Origin of the sequence: Flavobacterium sp. P21 (assembly GCF_050632225.1) — a bacterium.
Lineage (GTDB): Bacteria > Bacteroidota > Bacteroidia > Flavobacteriales > Flavobacteriaceae > Flavobacterium.
This window is the reverse complement of sequence record NZ_CP192585.1, coordinates 4,204,495-4,228,190: the sequence shown is the minus strand read 5'-3', so window position 1 is coordinate 4,228,190 and position 23,696 is coordinate 4,204,495. Positions and strand designations below refer to the sequence as shown.

General features: G+C 34.6%; 25 protein-coding genes and 2 pseudogenes. 9 read left to right on the top strand and 18 right to left on the bottom strand.

What is annotated here, in order from left to right; translation table 11 throughout:
• Window positions 1–79 precede the first annotated feature (79 nt).
• From ACQ9BO_RS21190 to moaA, 7 genes are all read left to right on the top strand, one after another.
• A complete protein-coding gene (locus ACQ9BO_RS21190; protein WP_431242355.1) occupies window positions 80–652 on the top strand; it encodes a molybdenum cofactor guanylyltransferase in 573 nt (190 codons plus the stop codon).
• 6 nt (window positions 653–658) lie between these two features.
• Window positions 659–1,447, top strand: coding sequence for a uroporphyrinogen-III C-methyltransferase (gene cobA / locus ACQ9BO_RS21185; protein ID WP_431242354.1), 789 nt, complete (start codon window positions 659–661; stop codon window positions 1,445–1,447).
• 2 nt (window positions 1,448–1,449) lie between these two features.
• A complete protein-coding gene (locus tag ACQ9BO_RS21180) occupies window positions 1,450–1,689 on the top strand; it encodes a MoaD/ThiS family protein (RefSeq protein WP_431242353.1) in 240 nt (79 codons plus the stop codon).
• A gap of 3 nt (window positions 1,690–1,692) precedes the next feature.
• Window positions 1,693–2,757 (top strand): molybdopterin-synthase adenylyltransferase MoeB, encoded by a 1,065-nt coding sequence (gene moeB / locus ACQ9BO_RS21175; protein WP_431242352.1) that lies wholly within the window; start codon window positions 1,693–1,695, stop codon window positions 2,755–2,757.
• A gap of 192 nt (window positions 2,758–2,949) precedes the next feature.
• Complete coding sequence (locus ACQ9BO_RS21170) at window positions 2,950–3,381, top strand: molybdenum cofactor biosynthesis protein MoaE (protein ID WP_431242351.1); 432 nt, start codon at window positions 2,950–2,952, stop codon at window positions 3,379–3,381.
• Complete coding sequence (gene moaCB / locus ACQ9BO_RS21165; protein ID WP_431242350.1) at window positions 3,381–4,295, top strand: bifunctional molybdenum cofactor biosynthesis protein MoaC/MoaB; 915 nt, start codon at window positions 3,381–3,383, stop codon at window positions 4,293–4,295. The genes ACQ9BO_RS21170 and moaCB overlap by 1 nt, the downstream gene beginning before the upstream one ends.
• Window positions 4,282–5,289 carry a GTP 3',8-cyclase MoaA gene (gene moaA / locus ACQ9BO_RS21160; protein ID WP_431242349.1) on the top strand — a complete coding sequence of 336 codons (1,008 nt, stop codon included), beginning with the start codon at window positions 4,282–4,284 and terminating at the stop codon, window positions 5,287–5,289. Before moaCB ends, moaA begins: the two co-directional genes overlap by 14 nt.
• A 293-nt stretch (window positions 5,290–5,582) precedes the next feature.
• Here moaA and ACQ9BO_RS21155 read toward each other — a convergent pair whose 3' ends face one another.
• The 4 genes and pseudogenes from ACQ9BO_RS21155 to ACQ9BO_RS21140 all read right to left on the bottom strand — a co-directional run bounded on the left by ACQ9BO_RS21155 (window position 5,583) and on the right by ACQ9BO_RS21140 (window position 11,551).
• Window positions 5,583–5,717 carry a hypothetical protein gene (locus ACQ9BO_RS21155; RefSeq protein WP_431242348.1) on the bottom strand — a complete coding sequence of 45 codons (135 nt, stop codon included), beginning with the start codon at window positions 5,715–5,717 and terminating at the stop codon, window positions 5,583–5,585.
• Window positions 5,718–5,878: 161 nt separating this feature from the next.
• Entirely contained in the window at window positions 5,879–6,154 is a 276-nt protein-coding gene (locus ACQ9BO_RS21150) for a hypothetical protein (RefSeq protein WP_431242347.1), read from the bottom strand.
• A 364-nt stretch (window positions 6,155–6,518) separates the two neighbouring features.
• Entirely contained in the window at window positions 6,519–7,949 is a 1,431-nt protein-coding gene (locus ACQ9BO_RS21145) for a rubredoxin (protein WP_431242346.1), read from the bottom strand.
• A gap of 86 nt (window positions 7,950–8,035) precedes the next feature.
• Window positions 8,036–11,551: pseudogene (locus ACQ9BO_RS21140) on the bottom strand (molybdopterin-dependent oxidoreductase).
• 177 nt (window positions 11,552–11,728) lie between these two features.
• On the opposite strand from ACQ9BO_RS21140, the gene ACQ9BO_RS21135 reads away from it, so the two are divergent.
• Window positions 11,729–12,121: a Crp/Fnr family transcriptional regulator gene (locus tag ACQ9BO_RS21135; RefSeq protein ID WP_431242345.1), complete on the top strand. Its 393-nt coding sequence runs from the start codon at window positions 11,729–11,731 to the stop codon at window positions 12,119–12,121.
• Entirely contained in the window at window positions 12,121–12,432 is a 312-nt protein-coding gene (locus ACQ9BO_RS21130) for a Crp/Fnr family transcriptional regulator (RefSeq protein WP_431242344.1), read from the top strand. The genes ACQ9BO_RS21135 and ACQ9BO_RS21130 overlap by 1 nt, the downstream gene beginning before the upstream one ends.
• 71 nt (window positions 12,433–12,503) lie before the next feature.
• On the opposite strand, the gene ACQ9BO_RS21125 is transcribed toward ACQ9BO_RS21130, so the two are convergent.
• From ACQ9BO_RS21125 to nirD, 14 genes and pseudogenes are all read right to left on the bottom strand, one after another.
• Complete coding sequence (locus tag ACQ9BO_RS21125) at window positions 12,504–12,821, bottom strand: type II toxin-antitoxin system RelE/ParE family toxin (protein WP_431242343.1); 318 nt, start codon at window positions 12,819–12,821, stop codon at window positions 12,504–12,506.
• Entirely contained in the window at window positions 12,821–13,054 is a 234-nt protein-coding gene (locus tag ACQ9BO_RS21120) for a hypothetical protein (protein WP_431242342.1), read from the bottom strand. The genes ACQ9BO_RS21125 and ACQ9BO_RS21120 overlap by 1 nt, the downstream gene beginning before the upstream one ends.
• Window positions 13,055–13,158: 104 nt before the next feature.
• Entirely contained in the window at window positions 13,159–13,782 is a 624-nt protein-coding gene (locus ACQ9BO_RS21115) for a class I SAM-dependent methyltransferase (protein ID WP_431242341.1), read from the bottom strand.
• Window positions 13,783–13,865: 83 nt separating this feature from the next.
• Complete coding sequence (locus ACQ9BO_RS21110; protein WP_431242340.1) at window positions 13,866–14,426, bottom strand: hypothetical protein; 561 nt, start codon at window positions 14,424–14,426, stop codon at window positions 13,866–13,868.
• Between the two features lie 147 nt (window positions 14,427–14,573).
• Complete coding sequence (locus tag ACQ9BO_RS21105) at window positions 14,574–15,320, bottom strand: endonuclease/exonuclease/phosphatase family protein (RefSeq protein ID WP_431242339.1); 747 nt, start codon at window positions 15,318–15,320, stop codon at window positions 14,574–14,576.
• Window positions 15,321–15,680: a hypothetical protein gene (locus tag ACQ9BO_RS21100; RefSeq protein WP_431242338.1), complete on the bottom strand. Its 360-nt coding sequence runs from the start codon at window positions 15,678–15,680 to the stop codon at window positions 15,321–15,323. It lies immediately after the preceding gene.
• Between the two features lie 115 nt (window positions 15,681–15,795).
• On the bottom strand, window positions 15,796–16,161 hold the full coding sequence (locus ACQ9BO_RS21095) for a hypothetical protein (protein WP_431242337.1): 366 nt from the start codon (window positions 16,159–16,161) through the stop codon (window positions 15,796–15,798).
• Between the two features lie 137 nt (window positions 16,162–16,298).
• Window positions 16,299–16,808 carry a hypothetical protein gene (locus ACQ9BO_RS21090; protein WP_431242336.1) on the bottom strand — a complete coding sequence of 170 codons (510 nt, stop codon included), beginning with the start codon at window positions 16,806–16,808 and terminating at the stop codon, window positions 16,299–16,301.
• Window positions 16,751–17,566, bottom strand: coding sequence for an alginate export family protein (locus ACQ9BO_RS21085; RefSeq protein ID WP_431242335.1), 816 nt, complete (start codon window positions 17,564–17,566; stop codon window positions 16,751–16,753). The genes ACQ9BO_RS21090 and ACQ9BO_RS21085 overlap by 58 nt, the downstream gene beginning before the upstream one ends.
• A gap of 78 nt (window positions 17,567–17,644) precedes the next feature.
• Window positions 17,645–19,123, bottom strand: coding sequence for an MFS transporter (locus ACQ9BO_RS21080; protein WP_431242334.1), 1,479 nt, complete (start codon window positions 19,121–19,123; stop codon window positions 17,645–17,647).
• Between the two features lie 98 nt (window positions 19,124–19,221).
• Window positions 19,222–19,882, bottom strand: a pseudogene (locus ACQ9BO_RS21075) (response regulator).
• A 773-nt stretch (window positions 19,883–20,655) separates the two neighbouring features.
• Window positions 20,656–22,464 (bottom strand): ATP-binding protein, encoded by a 1,809-nt coding sequence (locus ACQ9BO_RS21070; protein ID WP_431242333.1) that lies wholly within the window; start codon window positions 22,462–22,464, stop codon window positions 20,656–20,658.
• A gap of 6 nt (window positions 22,465–22,470) precedes the next feature.
• Window positions 22,471–23,055: a DUF4202 domain-containing protein gene (locus ACQ9BO_RS21065; protein WP_431242332.1), complete on the bottom strand. Its 585-nt coding sequence runs from the start codon at window positions 23,053–23,055 to the stop codon at window positions 22,471–22,473.
• A 259-nt stretch (window positions 23,056–23,314) separates the two neighbouring features.
• Window positions 23,315–23,692, bottom strand: coding sequence for a nitrite reductase small subunit NirD (nirD, locus tag ACQ9BO_RS21060; RefSeq protein ID WP_111285356.1), 378 nt, complete (start codon window positions 23,690–23,692; stop codon window positions 23,315–23,317).
• Window positions 23,693–23,696: the final 4 nt, after the last annotated feature.

The following is a 23,696-nucleotide window of genomic DNA, read 5'->3' as shown; positions in this document are numbered from 1 at the left end:
CCGTCGGGACAAAGATTGGCAAAACCTGAAACCTGAAACCTGAAACCTGAAACAAAGAGAACCTGAAACAAAAATAGTTATGGAAACACTAACAGTATTTATTCTTTGCGGAGGAAAAAGCTCCAGAATGCAATCTGAGAAAGGTTTAGTGCTGTTTCAGGATAAACCGTTTATTGAGCATATCATTCAGGCGATTTTGCCTATTACAGATAATATAAAGCTGATTACAGCATCAAAAGAATATGATTATTTGGAATATGAAAAGATTCCAGATTTGATTGTAGATAAAGGTCCGCTTGGCGGAATTTACACTGCATTATCACATTCTGAAACCGAATTTAATTTGATTTTGAGTTGTGATATTCCGTTAATTTCAACCGAATTATTGCAAGAATTAATTTCAAAACATAATATAGAAGCCGAAATTACAGTTTTTGCTTCAGAAAGCAGATTGCATCCGTTAATCGGAATTTATTCTAAAAAAATATTGCCTGTTATCAAAGGCGCAATTGATAACGACGATTTGAAAATGATGAATTTGTTTGCCAATATTCCGCACCAAATCATCAATATTAAAGAAAGTGAAAACTTTCCTTTAACCAATATTAATTCGGTAGACGAATTAAACGATCTGAATATCAATTTAAGCTAAAAAATTATGCAAAGTTTAAAAACACCAAAATTGACCATTGTTGGCGCAGGTCCGGGCGACGTTGAATTGATTACGCTAAAAGCAATTAAAGCTTTAAAAAGTGCCGATGTAGTTTTGTATGATGCTTTGGTAAATGAAGAATTGTTAGAATATGCACCACAAGCCGAAATTGTTTTTGTTGGAAAACGACTAGGTTGTCACGCTTATACACAAGACCAAATCAACGATTTGATAGTTTCTATGGCAAAAACGCACGGACATGTGGTTCGTTTAAAAGGTGGAGATCCATTTGTTTTTGGAAGGGGAAGTGAAGAAATCGAATTTGCAGAAGATTTTGGTATCGAAACCGCTATTGTACCTGGTATTTCTTCTGCTCTGGGAGTTCCCGCTTCAGTCGGAATTAGTTTGACACAGCGAAAAGTAGCGGAGAGTTTTTGGGTAATTACAGGAACGACTTCGGCTCATGAATTATCAAAAGACGTTCATTTGGCTTCAAAATCGGCCGCGACAGTAGTGATTTTAATGGGAATGCATAAATTGAATGAAATTATTTCGATTTATGAAACAAACAGAAATGACGATTTGCCAATTGCTATTATCCAAAACGGAACTAAAAATTCTGAACAAAAAGTGATCGGAACTATTAGTACAATTACTAAATTGGTAGCTGAAAAAAACATTTCATCACCAGCCATTATCGTAATTGGTGAAGTGGTGCGAAATACATCAAGCTGGATTTCTTATTTTCAAGAACATTTTGAAGATGAATTCATTTTTCAGAATTTAAATTTATAAAAATGATTGAGGTTAAATATTTTGGAGCTGTTGCCGAAAAGACGAAATGCGAATTCGAAAAATTATCTTTTTCCGAAGAATTGTCTTTGCAAAAATTATTGCAGGATTTAGACGAGAAATATGAGTTAGAAGTATTGACTTTCCGAGTTGCGGTAAATCAAAAAATAGTTTCAAAAACAGCAGATTACACTTTACAGACAAGTGATATAGTAGCTTTATTACCGCCATTTGCAGGAGGATAAATTATGAGTGCAGATAACCGATATAACCGACAAATAATTCTCCCAGAAATAGGAGAGAATGGTCAGCAGAAATTAGCAGAATCAAAAGTTTTGGTAATTGGTGCCGGAGGTTTGGGCGCCGCGATTCTGCCTTATTTGGCTTCGGCGGGAGTTGGTGAAATCGGAATTGTAGATCATGATGTTATAGAAATTTCAAATCTTCAAAGACAGGTTATTTACAAAACGGATGCTATCGGAAAATCAAAAGCTAAGGAAGCCAAAGCAATGATTTTAGATTTAAATCCGTTGGTTAAAGTAAAAGCGATTTCTGAAAAATTATTTGAAAAAAATGCCCTTTCGTTATTTTACAACTATGATATTATTGTTGATGCAACAGATAATATTGCAATTAAATATGTAATAAATGATGCTTGCTTGGTAACCAATAAGCCAATGGTTTATGGTTCTATTTTCAGGTTTCAGGGACAAGTTTCGGTTTTCAATTATCAAAACGGACCAACTTATAGATGTTTGTATCCAGAAGAAAATTTGAATGCATTAAATTGTGAAGAAGCGGGAGTACTTGGTGTTTCAGTTGGAATTATTGGGATGTTGCAGGCGAATGAAGTCTTAAAAATGATTCTCGGAATTGGAGAGGTTTTAAGCGGAAAAATATTGGTTTACAATACATTGAACAATGAACAGCAAAAATACGATTTCGATAAAAGTGATTTTCAAGAAATAAGCAGAGAATCATTTGAAGAAAAATATAATAAATGTGTGATTGAAGAAGTAAGTTTTGAATCGGTTTTGGAAGAAATAAATGATGAAAATGTTCTTTTTCTAGACGTTCGAAATATTGATGAATCGCCAAAAATTAGTTTGCAAAATCAAATTCAGATTCCGTTAATAAATTTGGAAAGTGAAATTGAAAAACTGGATAAAAATCAGAAAATATATGTTTTCTGTCAATCAGGAATTAGAAGTAAAATCGCTTTTGAATTGCTTCAAAAACAGCAATTTAAAGATGTAAAAAGCATTGCTGGTGGAGCTTTGGCAATGAAGCAATTATTAGTCATGCGGAAATAAATTTATAGCCACAGATTATATGGATTAAAATGATTTTGAAATACTTTGTGTTGTGTTTTCTACCGCGAATTACACGAATTCCCACAAATTTTTATTCACAAAATCAAAAAATAATTCGTGAAAATTCGTGCAATTCGTGGCAAAAGAAAAAAATCTTTTTAATCCATATAATCTGTGGCAAAAAAATAAAAAATGAGTAAAAATGTATTTGTAGAAGGCCCAATTTCGCCTAAATTTATAGCCGAGTCGATTGCTAAGCACCAATCCAAACACACAATTGGCGCGCACAATATTTTTCTAGGACAAGTTCGTGCCGATGTGATTCACGATAATACAGTCGTGGCAATTGATTATTCGGCTTACACGGATATGGCAAATGAAGCTTTGTATGCAATTAGAGAAAAAGCTTTCGCTAAATTCGATTTGACCTGCATGCACATTTATCACAGTTTAGGCGTGGTAAAGGCGGGAGAAATTTGTTTATTCGTTTTCGTTTCGGCAACAAGGCGCAAACAAGTTTATGAAGCAACAGAAGCTATTGTAAACTGGATTAAAACAGATGTTCCAATTTTTGGAAAAGAAATGTTTGAAAATGATACATTCACTTGGAAACAAAATAGTTAATGGTAGATATTACGCATAAAATAAGCACGTTAAGAGTAGCAACCGCAACCGCAATTGTAAAAGTCAGCAGACAAGAAACAATTGATGCTGTGGTCAACAATTTAGTGCCAAAAGGTAACGTATTCGAAATGGCAAAAACGGCAGGATTATTTGCGGTAAAAAATACCCATTTATCTATTCCAGATTGTCATCCGCTTCCTATTGAATTTACTTCGGTTGAATATAATATTGAAGGTTTAGAGATTCATATTATTTTCAATGTAAAGACAGTTTATAAAACCGGAGTTGAGGTTGAAGCTATGCACGGCGCATCAATAGTAGCATTGACAATGTACGATATGCTGAAGCCGATTGATAAAGAGATCGAAATTTCAACAATCAAATTAATAAATAAAGAAGGCGGAAAATCGTCTTTCAAAAATAAATTTCCAAACGCTATAAAAGCGGCGGTTTTTGTTTGCTCTGATTCGATTTTTGCGGGCGACAAAGAAGATCGTTCCGGAAAAACAATAGTAGAAAAACTAGATTCGTACGGAGTTGAAACTTCTCATTATGAAATCATTCCAGATGAATTAGATATTATTCAGGAAAAAACTAAAGCTTTTGCAAAAGAAAATCAGCTGGTGATTTTTACAGGCGGAACTGGTTTGTCGCCAAGAGATGTTACTCCAGAAGCTTTGGAACCAATTTTAGAAAGCAGAATTCCAGGAATCGAAGAAGCCATTCGCAGTTACGGACAACAAAGAATGCCGTATGCAATGCTTTCGCGAAGTGTAGCGGGAACTTTAGGTAAAAGTTTAGTTTTAGCTTTGCCAGGTTCAACAAACGGAGTAAGAGAATCTATGGATGCTATTTTTCCGCACGTAATGCACGTTTTTCATATTTTAAAAGGAAAAAATCATGACAGCTTCTAACACTATTTTGACGGACGGTTTTGGGCGCAAACATAATTATTTGCGCATTTCGCTGTTGGAAAAATGCAATCTGCGTTGTACGTATTGCATGCCAGCGGACGGAATCGCGCTTTCTCCAAAAGCCAGTTTAATGACGGCCGAAGAGATTTTTGCCATCGCTCAGACTTTCGCGCAAAATGGTGTTGATAAGATCAGATTAACAGGCGGAGAACCTCTACTAAGAAAAGATTTCCCTGAAATTGTTTCTAAATTATCTGCTTTAAATATTTCACTTTCTTTAACCACAAACGGAATCTTAATTGATCGTCATATTGAGACTTTAAAGCAATTTAATGTCAAAAAGATTAATTTGAGTTTAGACACTTTGGTTTCATTTAAATTTGCTTCTATAACGCTTAGAAATCAGTTTGAGAAAGTAGTAGACAATTTGCATTTGCTTTTGAACAATGATTTTCACGTAAAAGTAAATGTGGTTTTGATAAAAGGTTTTAATGATAATGAAATTGTCGATTTTGTAAAATTGACACAGTTTTTGCCAATTTCTGTTCGTTTTATTGAGTTTATGCCGTTTGCGGGAAACGAGTGGGACAGGAGTAAAATGGTTTCGCAACAAGAGATTTTATTTTTAGTAGAGAATGCTTTTTCTTCAGATGAAATTCAAAAACTGGAAGACGAAAAAAACTTCACTTCAAGAAATTATAAAATAAACGGTTTTCAAGGCGATTTCGGAATTATTAGTTCCATTACGAATCCGTTTTGTGACAGTTGCAATAGAATCCGCTTGACGGCTGACGGAAAAATAAAAAACTGTCTTTTCTCGAATTCAGAAACCGATTTGTTGACTGTTTTTCGAAATGGTGAATCTATCACTGAATTTATTTCAGCGTCGATTCAAAATAAAAAGAAAGTAAGAGCTGGAATGGTAAGTGTTTCTGAAATGGATGATCCTGCATTGCATTTTGATAATCGAAGTATGATTGCGATTGGGGGATAGTCAATTGTTAATTGTTAATTGTGAATTGTCTGGCTGAGCGAAGTCGAAGCCTAATCCGTATAGTTTGTCATTCCTGAGGAACGAGGAATCTCACTATTACGAGCAATGTTGCCTATTGTTAGTGCGGTTGCTTCGTTCCTCGCAATGACTTGCTGGAACGCATAAAAAAAGGTTCAACTTATAAAGTCAAACCTTCCTAGTAATATTATTTTTCTCTTTTAGCTTTTGCCTTTTTTTGCGCTTTAGCTTTCTTTTTAGCAATTTTTTTAGCTTTCGCTTTTTCTTTCGCTTTTTTAGCTTTTTCTTTTTTCTTGGTCATAGACTTTTTGTTTTGCTTTTTTAGATTTCTCTTTCTTTTTATCTTTTTTGGCTTTTTCTTTTAGCTTCGTCGCTTTCTTTTTAGCCTTGTCTTTTTCTTTGTCTTTCACCTTTTTAGCTTTTTTGTCGTTAGATTTACTTTTGGCTTTTTCTTCAGTAGCAGGAACTTCTGTTGAAGTTTCTTCTTTTGCTACTGGTAATGGCTCAATAGCGACTGGTTTTACTACAGGCGTTAATACTTTTTTTGCTGGAGTTCTTCGTACGGCTGGTTTTACTGTTGCCGCAGGAGCCGTTGTTTTTGCCGCGGGTTTTGCAGGTGCTTTTGTGGCGACTGTTCTTGTTGCTCTGCAGGTTTAGCAGTTGTAGCCGGTTTTGCTGTTGTTGAAGCAGCAGGTTTTGCAGTTGTAGTTGCTTTTGGCGTTGCAGGTTTACGAACAGGTGCTTTTGCGGCTGGTGTATTTGCAGGCTTTTCGGCAACCGATTTTGTCGTTTCTGTAGCTGGAGAATCGACTTTCTCAGGCGTAATTTCTTCGGGTTTGTTTTCCATATGAATTTGCTTTTGGATGAGTATTTTAATAACAATGTAACTAAATTGTTAATTTACAGTTAAGTAAAGATAATTATAAAACAAGCTTCTCAATGTTAAGCTTTTCTATAAATTTTGTTATTAAATAATTGAATATTAAATGATTAGTTTTTTGCTCTAAATTTTAAAGCGAAATCTCTTAACAATTCTACATGAAAAAATAGAAGAAAATGCCTTATAAATAAAGTCTTTTTGGCAATTGCTTCTTTTGAAAACGACTGCCCTAGCCCCGATGGAAGCGACATCCTTTTTGTTTTTTCTTTAAAAACAAAAAGATATAGCGGACAGCGGGATTAGCTCCTAATAAATATTCTGAACTTCGGGATTAGTTTTTTATTAATTCTAAAATCCTGAAATTGCTTTTTGGCGCTTCGCAAAGTGAACAACAATAGGTTTCGGGCAGATTTTCAAATAAAATACCTTTTGGAATTCCTTGCGTTTGGTCTCCGTATTCTGAATTATAAAGCGTTAAACATTCTTGGCATTGGTAAATGTCTAATTGTGGTTTTTCTTTTTTCTGTGGGTTTTCAGTTGTTTCTGAAGCTGTATTTCCGAGTTCATCAAAATACTTGCGACTTAGTTCAATTAAAATAGTTGGCAGTTCTAGTTTGTCGATATCTTGCGAGTGCACAATGTATTCGCGTGTATTTGGGTCGAAATTCTTTGCAAACAAAACGTTATAAGTATCTCGGATTTTAATCGATTCTAAAGCTTGCGGAAGTTCATTTTTTTCAATTACAATCGACGTAAAATAATGTCCGTCGCGATTGTATTCTGAAATTCCGAAATTCAATCCATAAGTACTGATGTCAAATTGGTCTAAAGTTCGCACCAAGAACGTTTTAAGGTTCAAAGCCCATTCCATGGCAACTGGCAAATGCCAATTTAGCTCTAATAAAGAATGACGAACGTTTATACCGCGTTTGCCAAGAAATTTTTCCCATTCTAATTTTCGGTCTTTCGGAATTCCTTTGATAATGAAAGATTTCCAAGGCGTGATGCAGATTTTTCCGATTTTGCATTCAAAACACAAATCGCACATTTCTTTTAGAAAATCTAAATCGTAAAGATTATTTCGCCAATACAATCCTAGCCAATATTGATCGATTCCCATATGATTCATTCCCTCGTAATACGGAAATGGATAAAAAGGAACGTTCAGAGGTTTGTCGATTGTACGGTTATTAGTGTCTAAAGCTTCGCTAACTAATGAAAAAAGCATTTCAATATCAATTGATTCTTCTTTGGAGATTTTTTCGATTTCGTAATAAATCTTTGCCAAATCCCAAGTGTAAAGTAGAACCGGGTAAATTTCCATTTTTTCCCACTTTGGAAGACGAATGTATAAATACCAATAATCCTCAATTTCTGAAGCTATAAAGTTCAATTGTCCTGTAAATAAAGGTACTAACTGCTGTTTTGGGTCGGTTATGTTGACTTTTAGTTTTGGCTGTTCTTTAAATTCTTCTAAAATATATAAAAATCGATTTCCAGTGAGCCAATTCGTATTTCTGAAAATATCAGTCGAAACATAAGACGATACAATATTATTTCCACTCTTTTGATCGGGATAAACAAAATGATGTTTGCCTAAAGTGGTTTTGTCTAAAGTTTTAAACCCTTTCGGAAAAATAATATCCTGTCTGGAGCCAAATGAAATGGAATCCAAACCTTCTTCTGAAGCAATATTTACAACCTCTCTAAGTTCTCCCGGCGATATCACGCCTCCTTTTACTATTAATCTTGTTAGTTCCATTTTTTTAGTATTCAGTCACAGTTTTCAGCCACAGTTTTCAGTCTCAGTCACGGGGTAAACTGAAAACTGTGACTGCGACTGTAAACTCATTTACACTTTGCCAATATCTCTTTAACTTCTGTTTTACAACTTCCGCATCCTAAACCTGCGCCTGTGTTTTTGCATAATTCAGTGAAATCGTTTACACCACTTTTGATGGTTTCTTCGATGTTTCCGGCTCCGACTTGACTGCACGAGCAGACTAATTTTCCGAGAACTGGTTTTGCATTTGAGCTTCCTCTTAAAAGCGTATTTCGTTTGTCTGATAATTCGATTTTGCTTTCGATCATGGTTTTGAATTCGGCAAATTCGTTTTTATCGCCCATTAAAATGGCACCAACCAAAAGATCATCTTTTACGATACATTTTTTGTAATAGCGTTTTTTCAAATCTGTAAAGACGATTTCTTCATACGAATCGTCATTTTCTGGAATCGTTAAATCGCCAATACTGCAAAGATTAATGTCTTCTAATTTTAGAATATTCATTAAAATCGAACCTTTGTAATAACTGCTGATATCTCCGGCTAAGAAATTTGCCAAAATATCGGCTTGTTCTTCGGCGGCAGAAGTGATTCCGAATAGTTTATTGTTGAATTCGGCTATTTCGCCAATTGCAAAAATATCAGGATTTGAAGTCTGTAAATACTGATTGACTTTTACGCCTCTTCCGCAGATTAAACCGCTTTCTCGAGCAATTTCAATGTTTGGAATTGTTCCAATCGTATATACAATCGCATTCGCAGTCAATATTTTGCCACTTTTTAAAGCAATCTCGATTTCGTTTGGATTATCGGTTTCAAAAACGGTGCTGACTTCATTATCAAAATAAATCTGAATATCGCGAAGCTGTACTTCTTCGGCCAAAAGCTTACTCGAAATACGATCCAGTTGACGTTCCATTAAACGAGACGCACGTTGGATTATCGTTGTTTTTACCTTTTTATGCTTTAGAGTCACGCCAATTCTAATCCTAATAATCCACCGCCAATAATAACAACATGTTGTTCTTCTGGTGGAAGATTGGTGCTGTCTAAGTGTTTTTTCAAACGGTCTGCATCTTCTTTTCTTCGAACGGTAAATCGGCCGGGAAGATGAAGCTGTGCATTTTCCGGAACAAAGGGACGGCTTCCGGTTGCTAGAATCAACGAATCGAAAGTATGAGTTTCGCCTGAACTGTCTTTTATAATTTTATTTGCAGTGTCTATTTTATCAATAGCAACTCCGGCTTTCATCGTTATTTTTAACTTATTGAAAGTTTCGCCGTCTTTGACTTTTAAAAGCTGTTCCCAAGTAAATTCTCCCGTCATGTATTCAGGAAGCAAAACGCGATTGTAAAACGGATTTACTTCATTAGAAAAAACAATAATTTCGTCGGTTGTATTGAATTCTCGATAGTTTTGAATGAATCGGAACGAAGTCGCGCCAGCGCCGACAATTGCAATTTTCTGAAATGGTTTTACATATTTTTTAATTGAAACTGTAGTGAACTTAAAATCAGGTTCTTTTGAAATGGGATCAACAACGGTATTTGTTAAATTATTCGTTCGGTTTAAATCATTTTCGAGTTGTTTTCCCCAATGCATTGGCAGGAAAAGAACTTTTTCTTTGATTGCGTCCGTTACTTTTGCTTTTACCCGAACTTCGCCATTTTTGCTTGAAACCGTTACAATATCACCGTTTTTAATATCATTTTTAAAAGCGTCAATCGGATTAATTTCTAAAACCGGACTCGGGATATGCGTTAATAATCGCGATACTTTTCCGGTTTTCGTCATGGTATGCCATTGATCACGGATTCTTCCTGTTGTTAAAATAAAAGGGAATTCGGCGTTTGGCTGTACCGATGTATTTTCGATCGAAACGGGTAAATTAAAAATCGCTTTTCCTGAAGGAGTATAGAATTTTTTATCTGTAAACAATCTCGGGGTTCCCGGATGATTATAATCAGGAACTGGCCATTGAAACGTTCCTTCGTTTTTTAAACGATTGTAGTTTAAGAATGAAATATCAATATTGGTGTTTTTAGTAAGGGCGCAATGTTCTTTATAGATTTCTTCGGCATTGTTGAAATTGAATCCGTTGAAATTCATTTTTTTAGCAAAGCGAATTAAAATTTCGATGTCTGGAAGTGCTTCTCCGGGCGCATTGATTCCTTTTGGCAAGTATGAAATGCGACGCTCTGAATTGGTCATCGTTCCTTCTTTTTCTAGCCAACCGGCCGCAGGTAAAAGCAAATCGGCAAATTTGGCGGTATCCGCATTATGCGAAATATCCTGAACGACCACGAATTTTGCGTTTTTAAGTGCTTTTTCGGCTCTTCGGGAATCTGGTAAACTCACTAACGGATTAGTACAGATTATCCAAACGGCTTTCATTTTTCCAGATTCTAACGCCTCAAACATTTCCGTTGCGGTTAAACCCGGTTTATCTGAGATTTCGTCAACGCCCCAAAAATCTGCTACTTCTTTTCGATGTTCTGCATTTGCAATGTCTTTATGCGCCGCTAGGAGTGTAGCCATGCCGCCCACTTCGCGTCCGCCCATTGCGTTGGGTTGTCCGGTTAATGAAAACGGTCCTGAACCCGGTTTTCCAATTTGCCCCGTTAATAAAGATAAATTTAAAAGTGCTGTATTTTTATCAACTCCAACAGCGCTTTGGTTCAATCCCATTGCCCAAAGCGAAATAAATCCTTTTGCTTTTCCGATAATATCAGCGGCAAGTTTGATATCGTTTACAGAAATTCCGCAGAGCTTGGAAGCTTTTTCAAGTGAAGTTCCTAAAACCAAATCTTTGTATTGTTTGAAATTTTCTGCATGATTTTTAACGAAATCGTGATCGACGTAACCTTTTTCGATAATTCGTTTGGCAATGGCATGATATAAAATAATATCAGATCCGGGAAGAATTTGAAGATGCAAATCGGCGAAAGAGGCCGTATCGGTGCGTCTTGGATCGATGCAGATTATTTTTGTTTTCGGATTTTTCTCTTTGTGTTTTTCAAGTCTTCTGAATAGAATAGGGTGGCACCAAGCCGGATTGGCGCCTGTAATTAAAAAAGTATCTGCCAATTCTATATCATCGTAAGCAATTGGTACAGAATCTTCTCCAAAAGTCTTTTTATAACCCACAACTGCAGAACTCATGCAGAGCCTGGAATTGGTGTCTATATTATTGGTTTTCAAAAAACCTTTTACGAGTTTATTGACTAAATAATACTCCTCAGTTAAGCATTGTCCCGAAATATAAAAGCCAACGCTGTCTGGCCCGTGCTTTTTGATGATGGAAGAAAAACTGCGTGTCAGCTCGGTCAAGAGCAGTGTCCCAACTTACGCGTTCCAACGGATACGATTTACTGCCTCGCATTTCAGGATATAAAATTCGGTCAGAAGTATCGTTGACTACATAATGCAGATTCATTCCTTTTGAACATAACATTCCTTTATTTACCGGATGATCTTTGTCACCTTCAACCATTACGCCGTTTATGGCATCGTTAGTAGCAATGATACCACAGCCAACGCCGCAATACGAACAGGTAGTTTTGATTTTGGTATTTTGCATTACAGTTCTTTTTTTAGATACTAATTCTGAAATGTATTTAGGTTGTAAATGAATTACGTATACAAAAATAAGTATTTTTACGTATTAATACGTAATTTTTAAATTTATTTTTTTATTTTTGATGCAATTAAAAGAACCACAAGAAATTAGTTTTTAATCAGATAAAAATCAGGACTCATGAAAGAAGAACAAACTCTCTGTTATTCTTGTGCCAATGAAAATTGTTTTATCAAGAAACACCTGCATTTGGGGCAGATGAAAAACTATGTTTCTCAGAAACAGCAAGTAGACTGCAAAAAATCTGATCCATTTATTAAAGAAGGAGCGACTTTTCAAGGGCTTTATTTTATCCGTGAAGGAAAAGCTAAAACGGTTAAAACCGGTATCAACGGCCGTGAACAAATCGTACGTCTTACTACCAACGGAGATATTATTGGTTTCCGCGGATTCGGAACTAGCAAAAAATACTTAATTGGTGCTTATGCGCTTGAAGATACAGTTTTGTGTAATTTCAGCAACGAAACGATGCTCGAAATTTTAAAAAAGTTCCCGAGTTCACCTATGCTTTAATGCTTTTTTATGCCGAGGAATTAAATAAAAGTGAGAACAATATTCGCAAAATAGCTCACATGAATGTCCGCGAGCGTGTAATTGATTTATTGCTTTATATTCATCGCAAATTCGGGCAAACTAATGGTTTTATTGATATTGAGCTTTCTCGAAAGGAAATTGCAGATTTTGCCGGAACTACTGAAGAACAAGCGATCCGTATTTTATCAAGTCTTAAAAAGGAATCCTTAATTAAAACGGAAGGAAAGCGTGTTGGGATTTTGGAAGTTTCAACCTTGCGAGCTGAAATTATGGAGCACAAATATTTTTAAAAGAGGGGCAAAGTTATAAAGGTTTATGCTCGTAGAGATATACTATGGTGCGTTAAAAATTATTGCAAAGATTATTTTGTACGTTTCAATTTTACAGGGTTTTGTCTTGTATCAAAAACATCAGCGATTTGGATTTGCTTGTTTTCTTGATCTATACTATAAATAATCTTATAATTTTTACAGACTAAATAATGATATTCACTTTTTCGGTCAAGCAAAAGTTCTTCGATTTGAGTAGAAAGATTATTGGAAATGAGCTTATTTGGTTCAGAAATTATTTCCTGAATGATTTTTTTAGCGACTCTGATTCCAGCTCTATGAAGATAATAGTCGTAGATTTTATCAATTTCATTTTCTGCAAACTGCGACCAAACAATTTTTAATTTCATTATTTGTATTTTTCTAAAAGCTGAGAAGTCGTTTTATATCTTCCATTTTTAAAATCATCTTCAGATTGGTCTATTCTATTATTAAACTCTTCAATTGACAGTGGTTTGAAAAAATCATTATCATCGGCAATGTCTTTGTTTTTTAATAAATTTTCCAGTTGAGAAATGAGTTCTTCACTTTGAATTTTTAAAAATTCCTGAACAAATTCTATTTTTCTAGTTTGTAAATCCATGACATTGAATATTTTTTCAAATTTACGAATTATCTTTCAAGAGAATATTTTTTAAGATAATTTTTGTAGAGACGCACTGCAGTGTGTCTCTACATCGAATTTGATTATTTTTTCTTTCCAACAAATCGAATTACAGAACCCGTTCCGTTATGAAATAAACCTTCGTTGAGTTCGATTTCTTTTTCTTCTAATTCGATGATTTCATAATTCGGAAAACCAGCTTTGATTTCTTCTATTGAAAAAAGAGATTCGATGTCTTTTGGTCCGCCTACTTTTTCATTTTTGGTCACATATTCTAAATGTTTTTTGCTGAAAGCTTCAAAAATAATAATACCGTCTTTTTTTAATAAAATATTCAGCTGTTGATGAATTTCCGATTTAATTTCAGCTGGAAAATGTGCGTAAATTAAAGCTATGGCATCAAATTGTGCTGGTTCAAAATCTAGTATTTCCAGTTCCCCAACTTGATAATCAATTGAAACATTATTGTTTTTGGCCAATAGAAGCGCTTTGTTTCTGCCTTCTTCACTAATATCAAAAGCCGAAACTTCCCATCCTAGTTTTGCGGCAAAAACGGCATTTCTTCCTTCGCCTTCCGCTGGGAATAGAATGGTGCCTGTTTGTAGTTTTTCAATTTGTTCTTTTAAGTAATTGTTGGGTTCTTCTCCGTATGCAAATTCTTCGGTTTTGTAACGGTCATCCCATCTTTGAGTCCAGGTGTTGTTCATTATTTTTAAGTTGGTTTAAGTTTTAAAAAGTTAATTTTAGGAAACCCATGTTTCTTCTATTTCATCGATAATCCACTTTTGATTTATTTTTTTATATAAATTCTAAAACCCTGTCCACAAAGCCCTCCACAAGCAAAGCCACCATTTAAAACACCAAACTTTTTATTTTGGTCAAATTGTATTCTAGAAAAGAAAACAGCTCCTGAAAAATTGAAGTTGTATTTAGTCAGCCAAATCATGCCTCTTTCTTTTGGGAAATGATTTATATGTCGTAGTTGATATCTGTTATTGAGTTTGATTTTTTGAAAGTCAAAGATATATTCATTGTAAATTTTTTCTTTTGGAATAAATGCTTTAGTATTTTTAAAGTGTTTTTCAAGATATTCTTTTAAATCTTCATTGCTATATTCAATTACAGGGTTAAATGCAATTACAATTTTAGAAGTGTCCTTTTTAATTTTTTCAGTTTTAATTTTCCACTCTAACAATTTTTGTTTTTGTTCTTTTGTTGCTTTTGTACTGTCGACACCAACATAATGGCCTGTTTTATCATATATTGATTCACCATATTCAGGAGGAAAGTTTATAAATAGTCTTGTGTCCATGCAAGTTGAATCAATTAAGCTCGGGAAAATTTCGGTCATTACGTTTTTTTCAAATTCTAGATCTGAAATTTCCTTTTTACAGCTTGTCAATAGTATGATAGAAGTAATAAATGCTAAGGATACGATTTTCTTCATATTGTATTATTGATTCCATTTTTAGGTGTATTTTAAATTACAGACCTAAAATTATAAAGTAAATTTAATGATTAAAGGCTTATGATCACTATGTATCGTCCAATCTTGATAACGTCCAATTTCGACATTTTCTAAAGCCTCAATAAAGTCATTTGAAGCAAAACAATAATCAAGATGATAAGGTTTGTTTTCATGGCGATATAGGTACCAAGTTGGATGTTCTTCTTTCCCTTGAATTTGATTGAAGTATTTATGGTATGTGCTGAAAATTTTCTTTTCTGCCAATTTATTTACCACAGTGGTATGATTGCCTTCTCTTCGGGGTTTGTCCCAAATGGTGTTGCTGTTGAAATCTCCAATTAAAATGGTTTTGGTTTCTTTGATCAAATCTTCATAATAATTAATCGCCTTCCAAATCTGAGTTACATAAGCGCCGTCTTTATCAGCAGGATTATTTGCCCAAATAGCAAATAAAGTGAAGTCAATTTTTCCACCAGTTACGGCAATAGGAAGAATGTTTTTGAAATCTGGATTATGGCAATCTAAAAGCTGAAATCGATAATCACCATAAGATAAAACGCCAATCCCTTTATTCGGATTTGTGCCGTACCAAAGTATATCTGAAGGTAATTTTGTGCCGTCAGGGAATTGAAGTTTTTCAGGATTTTCGCACTCAGAAATTACAGCAATATCAGGATTGAAAGCTTGAATATACTGAGCTTTTTTCTGAATGCCATGTTGCAATTCCAAGCGATGAGTTTCATTATTAATGATATTATAAGATTTCTTAATCTGCACCTAAAAAAATGTTTTTCCATCAATTACATTAACTTCAGCATAATTATGTTTTCCCATAACTACAAGCAATTTCTTAGACTTATAGCTAAAATATCTGATTTTTGGTTCACCTACGTCCGGTTTTCCACAAATAGCTATAACATTAGTTTGCCATTGCAATTTCTTGTTTTTATATGCAGAAATGGTTTGCAGATCTTTTTCAACGTAGTAAATAATGTTATTTTTTTCAATTCCTCTTTTTGGCGTTTCAGAAATATTTATTTCCAAATCTTTTGAAACTAATTTGGGATCAAATGTTTGGGCAAAATTTATATGAGTTGAAAATAATGCTAAAATTAGAAATTTGATGATTGGTTTCATATTAGAAGTAATTGAAAAGCTATATCAAATATATTGATTTAGAATCAAAAAAAATGCCTTTTCTCAATTTTGAAAAAAGGCAAATTATAGCTGTATTTTAATCATAGTTTTACTCTTAACCAACAAGTTTTGTTGTGCCGGAATTAATGTCAATTTCTGCAAAATGATGTTTTCCCATCACAATAAGTAGTTTGTTGGTGTTGTAACCAACATACCTAATTTCAGGATTTCCATTTTTTGGTTTTCCACAAGCAGAAATAACATTAGTTTGCCATTTCAACTTTTTCCTTTTGTAAGCAGAGATTGTTTGCAAATCATTTTCAACATAATAAACTATGTTGTTTTTTTTGATTCCTCTTTTTTGCGTTTTTGCAAAATTAATTTCGGAGTTTTTCGAAATTAAGGCATCATCGTATTTTTCGGCGATACCTGTTTGCGTGACAATAAATGTCAGCAAAGACAATTTTAGAAATGGTTTCATTTGGATAGAATTTGGGGTTCTTAATCGTTTCAAATATAAATAATTAATGTATATAAAACGATTTTGTAAGACAAAAAAAATTACCCTTTTACGATTTTGAAAAAGGGTAATTTTTAGAAGTAAATTTTACAGAAAAATTATTTTTTCCAGCTAAAAATTCGCGGATCTACAGAAATCATCAACCAAGCCCAATTGTTGGTATGATTTGCATCTCCGTTTTTGATGAATTCTAAAGTACTAGATCCAAACATTTGAGAATAACCTCCCGTAACGGTAATATTTTTTTTGAAATTATAGCCAAAAGTTGCATCAACCTCTGTTCCTAAATATGAATCTAATTTTTCATTTACTGGCGTTACGACATCAGCGGCAGATAAAAATACATGCGGAATCAATGCAAATTGCCATTTATTGACATTATAATTTAATTTGATGAAAGCATCTTGTAAACCAACATTATTCAGGTGATTTCCAACATAAAAATAATCCATATAACCGTTAAAACCGTGGTTGGTTCCAAAAATTGGATTAAACGATTTGATTACGGTACTTCCGTCGTTTGAAGCTTTTCCTGATAAAAATTCGTAACCTAAACCAGCTTTAAATGCGTCTGTAATGTTGTATCCAAAATTAGCGTGACATTCCATGCACTTACCTGTAAATCGGTACTTTTTCCAGTTTGTCCGTAGAGCCAAAAATTAGTATCGATTTTGCCTTTTTTATAGGTTAGATACGGCCCAAAAGTTTGCTTGTAATCTACTAATAGTTTGGTAGATGGAGTAGGCTCAGGAGCGTATTCATATCCTGTATTCAATAATAGGAAACTCAAACCTAAATCGCTGTTAAATTGATTATGATACCAAGCATATTGCATTGTTTTGTAAGTAGCAACAGTATAAGGTGTTTGAAATGTATTTTCGGCATTAGAATTATAAGCGCCTCCAAAATCTAATTTTTGTTTATCTGTATGATAACTCACAGTAAGCGCGTCGTGACTTTGTGCTTGTTGTCCCCAATCTTGCTCTCCTAAAATACGCTGATTGTCATAAGAAAGTACTTGACGCCCCATTCTTGCGCTCCAATTTTCAGTGAAATTGTATTGTGCCCAAGCTTCAAAAACTGCAATACCATTTACGTCTTTAGCTGATGCAGGAACAACATCTCCCCAGGTTCTTGTATTTTGTAAAGTCAGTTTTACAGTTAAATCTTCTTGTTTATAATTGAAATTTAATCGAGAGCGTTGTGAAATTTGAGATGTTCCTTCTTGTCCGTAAGGCAATAAGGTTTTGTAACCGTTTCTGTATTCAAAGCGAGGCCTGATTTGCAGATTCACATCTAATTCTTGTGCCTGTATTTCAAAGCTGATTCCCACAAGCAATAAAATGGCCAATTTTAGTTTATTCATGATTCATGGTTTTAATTGTGAGGCAAATTTATAAGATTTTTTCCTTAGAAAATGTGATTAAAATCATATTGTTGTGATTTATTGTGCATCTAATGCCAAAACTAATTCTGGTTGTTTCTTAGGTGCCATTTTAAGAATGGTGTAATGCATCCAAACGAGACAAACAGTTGAGAACAGCAAAATAAAAATCCATGAGCTTGACCAGATTCCAGTTGCAGTTAAAAGATATCCGAAGATTATTGGACCAAAGAAACCTCCTAATCCGCCAATCATTCCAACCATTCCGCCAACAACACCTACTTCATTAGGGAAATATTCTGGAATATGTTTGTAAACTGCCGCTTTTCCTATTCCCCAAGAAATTCCGATTAGAATAACTAAAACAAGGAATACCCACATATTGGCATCAAATTTAATAACCGTTACTCCTTTGGCGATAAGCTCTTTTTTTGCAACACTTTGATTGTGTGATACAACTACATCCTGCCAGCTTGAAGTGGTTGGGAAAATCGTATTTTGAGCTGTATTTGCTGTTTTTTGCGCAATTGGATATTCTTTATCCCCAACTTTTACGGTTTTATCGCTGATTTGGTTTACAACGCCTTTTTTAGCGGCTAAGATTCCAGGACCAGAAGTCGTAATTTCCATTTTAGGAATTGATAATAAAGCGCTCAAAATTACTGAAGAACCCAAAACCCAATACATTACTTTTCTAGCTCCAAATTTATCGGATAAATAACCTCCAAAGGCTCTAATAACTCCTGACGGCAAACTAAACATTGTTGCAAACAAACCGCCCATTACTAAACTAGTTTGATACACATTCATGAAGTTTGGCAACAACCATTGTGAATAGGCCACAAAACATCCAAAGACCAAGAAATAATAAGCTCCGAATCTCCATACTCTTTGTGATTTTAAAGGCACAAGCATTTTTGAAACCGTTTTGGTACTGCTTTCTGGTTTTTTGTTTTGAGTGAAAAGTAAAAAGGCAATGCCAATTACTACTAAAGAAACGGCATAAATAACAGGAAGAACTTTCCAGCCATTTTGCGGATCATTTACTGAAAAATGATTTAATAGGGAAGGTGCTAAAAAAGTGGTAATTGCGGCACCGGCATTTCCCATTCCGAAGATTCCTAAGGCACGTCCTTGCCATTCTTTTGGATACCAGATTGAAGTGTAGCCAATTCCAACTGCAAAGCTAGTTCCGACCATTCCGAAGAAGAAACTAAGTAAAGCAAACATGAAAAAACTGTCTGCGTAGGGAAGGAGGAAAAGCGGAATCGAACTTAATAAGAGTAAAAGTGAAAAAACATATTTGCCTCCAAATTTATCGGTTAAGATTCCTATAGGAAGACGCATAATTGAACCTGTTAGAATCGGAATTCCTAAAAGCCATCCGACTTGAATAACGTCCCAATGGAAAATTCCGTTATCGACTAAAAAGGTTACTAAAACCCCGTTTAATGTCCAACAGGCAAAACACACTGTAAAAGCCAATGTGTTCAAAAATAAAATTTTGTGTGATTGAGATAATGAGTTTGTCGTTTTCATAGTACTTATATTTTTTATCAAAATTAAGTACTATAACTTAGTTAAAAGATGCGAAAACGCAGTTTTAGAAAAATAACTACGTATTTATACGTATTTTTTTAAATTAAAGAATACTCAGTCGCTTTGTTTGAAAGTTCCATAAGGTTTTTCACTTTAAGCTTTTTCATTAGATTGAAACGGTGTACTTCGGCTGTTCTTTTACTGATGTCAAGTGCTTCAGCGATTTCTTTGTTTCCTTTTCCAGATAATAAAAGTGTTAGGATTTCTTTTTCTCTTTTGGTAATCATCATTTCTTCACCTAAAGTTTGTTTAGGTTCTAATGAATTGGAAGGATTTGTTAATTGACTAATCAAGATAGAACGAAATGTCTCCGCTGAAATATTTTCCACCAGCCGAAACGCTGTGTAATGCTTTTAAGAATTCTTCTTTTGAAGAACCTTTTAGTAAATACCCATCGGCGCCGGCTTTTATTGATTTCAATACGTATTCTTCCGATTCGTGCATCGAAAGCATGATGATTTTTACGGGATTGTTTTCGCTTCTAAGTTTTTCTACTAATTCGATACCGGTCATGTTTGGCATACGAATGTCGGCTATAAGTAAATCGGGTTTGGTTTCGGCTACCACTTCAAGCGCATCTGCACCGTCGATTGCTTCGCCTACAACCTCGATGTTTGCTTCGTTTTCCAATAAAGATTTGATTCCGTCTCGAACAAAAACATGGTCATCTGCCAGCACTACACGAATGATATTACTCATAATTTACTTAATTTAGATTCTAGATTTTTACGTATATTCATCTATAACGAAGACGCTAATATACGTACTTTTTTTAAAAGTAAATTCCAATATTAAAATTTCTAATGTTTGAATTTCCAAATTTCAAAGTTTTGGAAGCGTAATTTTGTCAAAGTTATTCGCGTACTATTTGTCATTTCGAGGAACGAGAAATCTTCGCAAGAAACTCCGCAATCTAAATCGCCAATCTTTGTAGAGCTACTTGCGAAGATTTCTCGTTCGAAATGACAAGATTGTGAGAGAGTTTTGTGTTCAACTTTGTCAAAGTTTTAAACTTTGACAAAGTTTTTTTGTCCAGTTTTCCCACCCAGTTTGTCATCCTGAGGAACCAAGGATCTCCGCAAGTAGCTCTACAAAGATTGGTGATTTTGATTGTGTTTTGTTTGCAAGCAGATTCCGCAGATTTAAACAGATTTTTTTATTGTAAAGCTGTAAAGATTGTTGATTTTGATTGCGGAGTTTCTTGTGTGATTCTTCGTTCCTCAGAATGACAAAAAAGACGTTAAGTAAATAAGTCGTCTTCTGAAAACGATTGCCCGAGAGAGGGATAGGAGGATGCTACCAAAGTAGCCCGGATAGCCCGACAGTATTAGGGAAAGTGGGCGCATATAGATAAAGATTGATAGCCCACTTTTTCTAATACTGGCTCGCCCTAATTAATTAGAAAATGAGATAATGTGTCAATTAGATAATTCTTAGAATGCGTTGAATAATTATCTAATTTTCTAATTGTCTCATTTAAGAATTGGGATATTGAACGTAATTCTCGTTCCTTCTCCAGGAATTGATTTGATGAAAACACGTCCGTTGATGTATTGGATGCGTTCGTTCATGAATAATAAGCCCATTCCGGATTCGCTGTTGCGTTTTTTGTCGACTGAATTGATGTCGAAACCTTTTCCGTTGTCATCGACGATGATGCTTAATAGGGATTCGCTGTGCGAAAGCTGGACGATGATATGCGTTGATTCGGCATATTTTATGGCATTGTTGATGGCTTCTTGCGTAAGTCTGTAAATGTTGATTTCGATTAAGGAATCTAAACGCTGATCAAAATCGGTTTTATTGTAGAAAAGGATTTCTTTTCCGGTTAGTTTTGAAAGCTCTTGCGTGAGTTTTGATAAGGACGAAACGATTCCGTGATCGCTTAATTCCGGTGGCATTAGGTTGAAAGTTGCTGTTCGAACACCTTTTATAATGTCTAGCGAAAGTTTCTTTAGATACTCAATTTTTTGTTCCGATTTTTCTCTGTCGTCAAGATTAATGCTTTCCAGACTGAACTTTAAACCTGTAAGCATTTGTCCAATCCCGTCGTGAATTTCTTTGGCGATTCGGTTTTGTTCGTTTTCCTGATTTTCAACTATTTTGCTTGAAATAATCTTTTGTTGATTGATTTTTTCGGTTGTGTTTTCAAGGTTCAAACGTTCAACTTCGCGTTGCGCTTTCTTGCGTTCGGTAATGTTGAAACAAACAATTAAAAGTTCCAGTTCATCTTTTTTGATCATGACGGGAACCATCGATAAATCGAGCCAAATGGTCTGATTTTCTTTATTTAAAATATTGATTTCACCTTGCCAGCCACTGCGCTGTTTTTCGAAAATGAGTCGGTCGAAATTAACCTGTTCTTTTTCATCGACAGTTAAAACTTCTGAGAATTTTTTGTTGGAAGAGAATTTGGTGTAATTGAGCAGTTTTGCAAATTTTTCTCCGATATGAATGATGGAACCGTCAGGCGAAATTCGGCAATAAAGCAAAGTATTTTCCATTGCGTAATTGAGTGATTTGAGCTCTTTTACGGAGTTTTCTTTGATTTCGCTTAGAATTTCTGTGTCGTATGCGAGTTTTAACGCTTTCTTTTCAGAAGATAAAAGTTTGGCAATTAATCTTTCGATTTTCTTGTTGGTTGGTTTGAAAATGAAGAAGAATTCTAGAAGTAGAACAAGTAAAGTGAATCCGAAAATCCAGTATTCGATTCGTCGTTGTTCGGTTACTTTTTCGTGCGCTTCAAGATCGTATTGGGTTACGATTTCATTCATTTTGGAAAGGAAATTGCCTTCGTTTTCCAGAATTGTTTTTACGTGTTTTTGATTTTCGGCTGATTGTTTTTTTTGTTTTAAATTCTGTAAAAACGAATCGGTTGCTATGGCAATTTTACTGAAAATCGGATTGATTTCGAGGTATAATTTAGAAAGTGTTTCTGATTTTTCTTTTGGGAACGCAAGGCTATCATTTCCGTTTTCGAGTGCATTTTGGTTCTTTTTCCAAAGCGCCAAAACTTCTTCTAAATGCGAAATTTGTTTAACAGATGCGGTATCAGAAACGAAATGCAGAATCAGAACTTCTTTTACGATTTTCTGACTCAGCATTCGCTGTTTCCCTGAAAAGTTTATGATTTTAGAATCGCTTAACTGCTGATTCAGATTGTATTGGACTAAAAACTGACTAATGATTATGGTTAAGGCAATAGTAAGAAGTGCAAAAAAATACAGACGGCGTAAATTTTTGAACGTAATTTTATCTTCTTCCTGATTGCTTTTTTTCATACGGTTTTACAATCCCAAAGAGGCTTTTATAAGATTTAAATTTTCTTCAGAATAATTGATTTTCAAGGCTTCCTGATGTCCTTTGTCTGACATTTTATCCCAAGTTTTTGTGATGATGTTTTTTAGTTTTTCTTCGTCATGTTTGTGTACGAAAGGTTCTAAGTAATATTCTAAAAACACCAGGCAGATAACGTCTTCAAGCAACTGGGTTTCGGCATCTTTTTTAAGTAGTTTTTTCTCAATTAAAAAGGAAACACGATCGATAAAAGCTTGATCGTAACCTGCTTTAACCAAAATTTCGGCTGTAGTTTTTGCGTGGAATTTTTTCAATTCTTCTCTCCATTTCAAATAACCAACACGATCCATTGGATACGATTCGCGAGCGACTTTCCAACGGCAAATATGCTGGGCTTTTGAAGCGATCTGAATTTCTTCGGATGCATTGGGTTCAAACTCCATCAGTCTTTTATACATCCTGTCTGAATACAATAATTCTTTTGGATATTCTTTGTTTTGGTCTAATTCGATGTTTGGGTCTTGTGCGTTTTCAGCATCAATCCATTCGCTTGCTTTTTGAAAAGGTGTAGTCATTTTTTGGTTTGATAATAGAATTTCAAAGATACGGAATTAAGTTTTTTTCGCCACGAATTTCACGAATTAGCGCGAATTATTGTTTTATTTTTTTGCCACAGATTAAAAGGATTTTCACAGATTTAATTTTAGTATGCGACAATAATTCTCATTTTTTTGCCACGAATTTCACTAATTTCCACGAATTTAATTAGTGTAATTGGTGTAATTCGTGGCGAAGAAAAAATCCTTTTAATCTGTGTAATCTGTGGCTTTAAAATTAGTCCACAAAACCAACAAAAACTTCGTCTTCTACAATCTTAACGGGGTAAGTTGCAATGCTATATTCCTCGCCATTTAAGTTTGAACCATCAATTAAAGAGAAAGTCTTTTTATGCATCGGGCAGGCAATTTTCGGAATATCATCAGCAGATCCTGTCATTCCTCTTGAAAGCACCATTTCCATTTTGTGCGGGCAGGCGTTTTGGCAAGCGTACCATTCGTTTCTGCGTGTGAAATTGAAAATGGCGATTTGTTTGTTTTTGTATTTGATGCATCCGCCTCGATTGGTTGGGAAATCTTCAACTTTACCTGCTTTGAACCAAATTGTAGCGTCGCTTGCGTGAACTGTTTCGTATTGATTTAAGATTTCTTCCATTTTG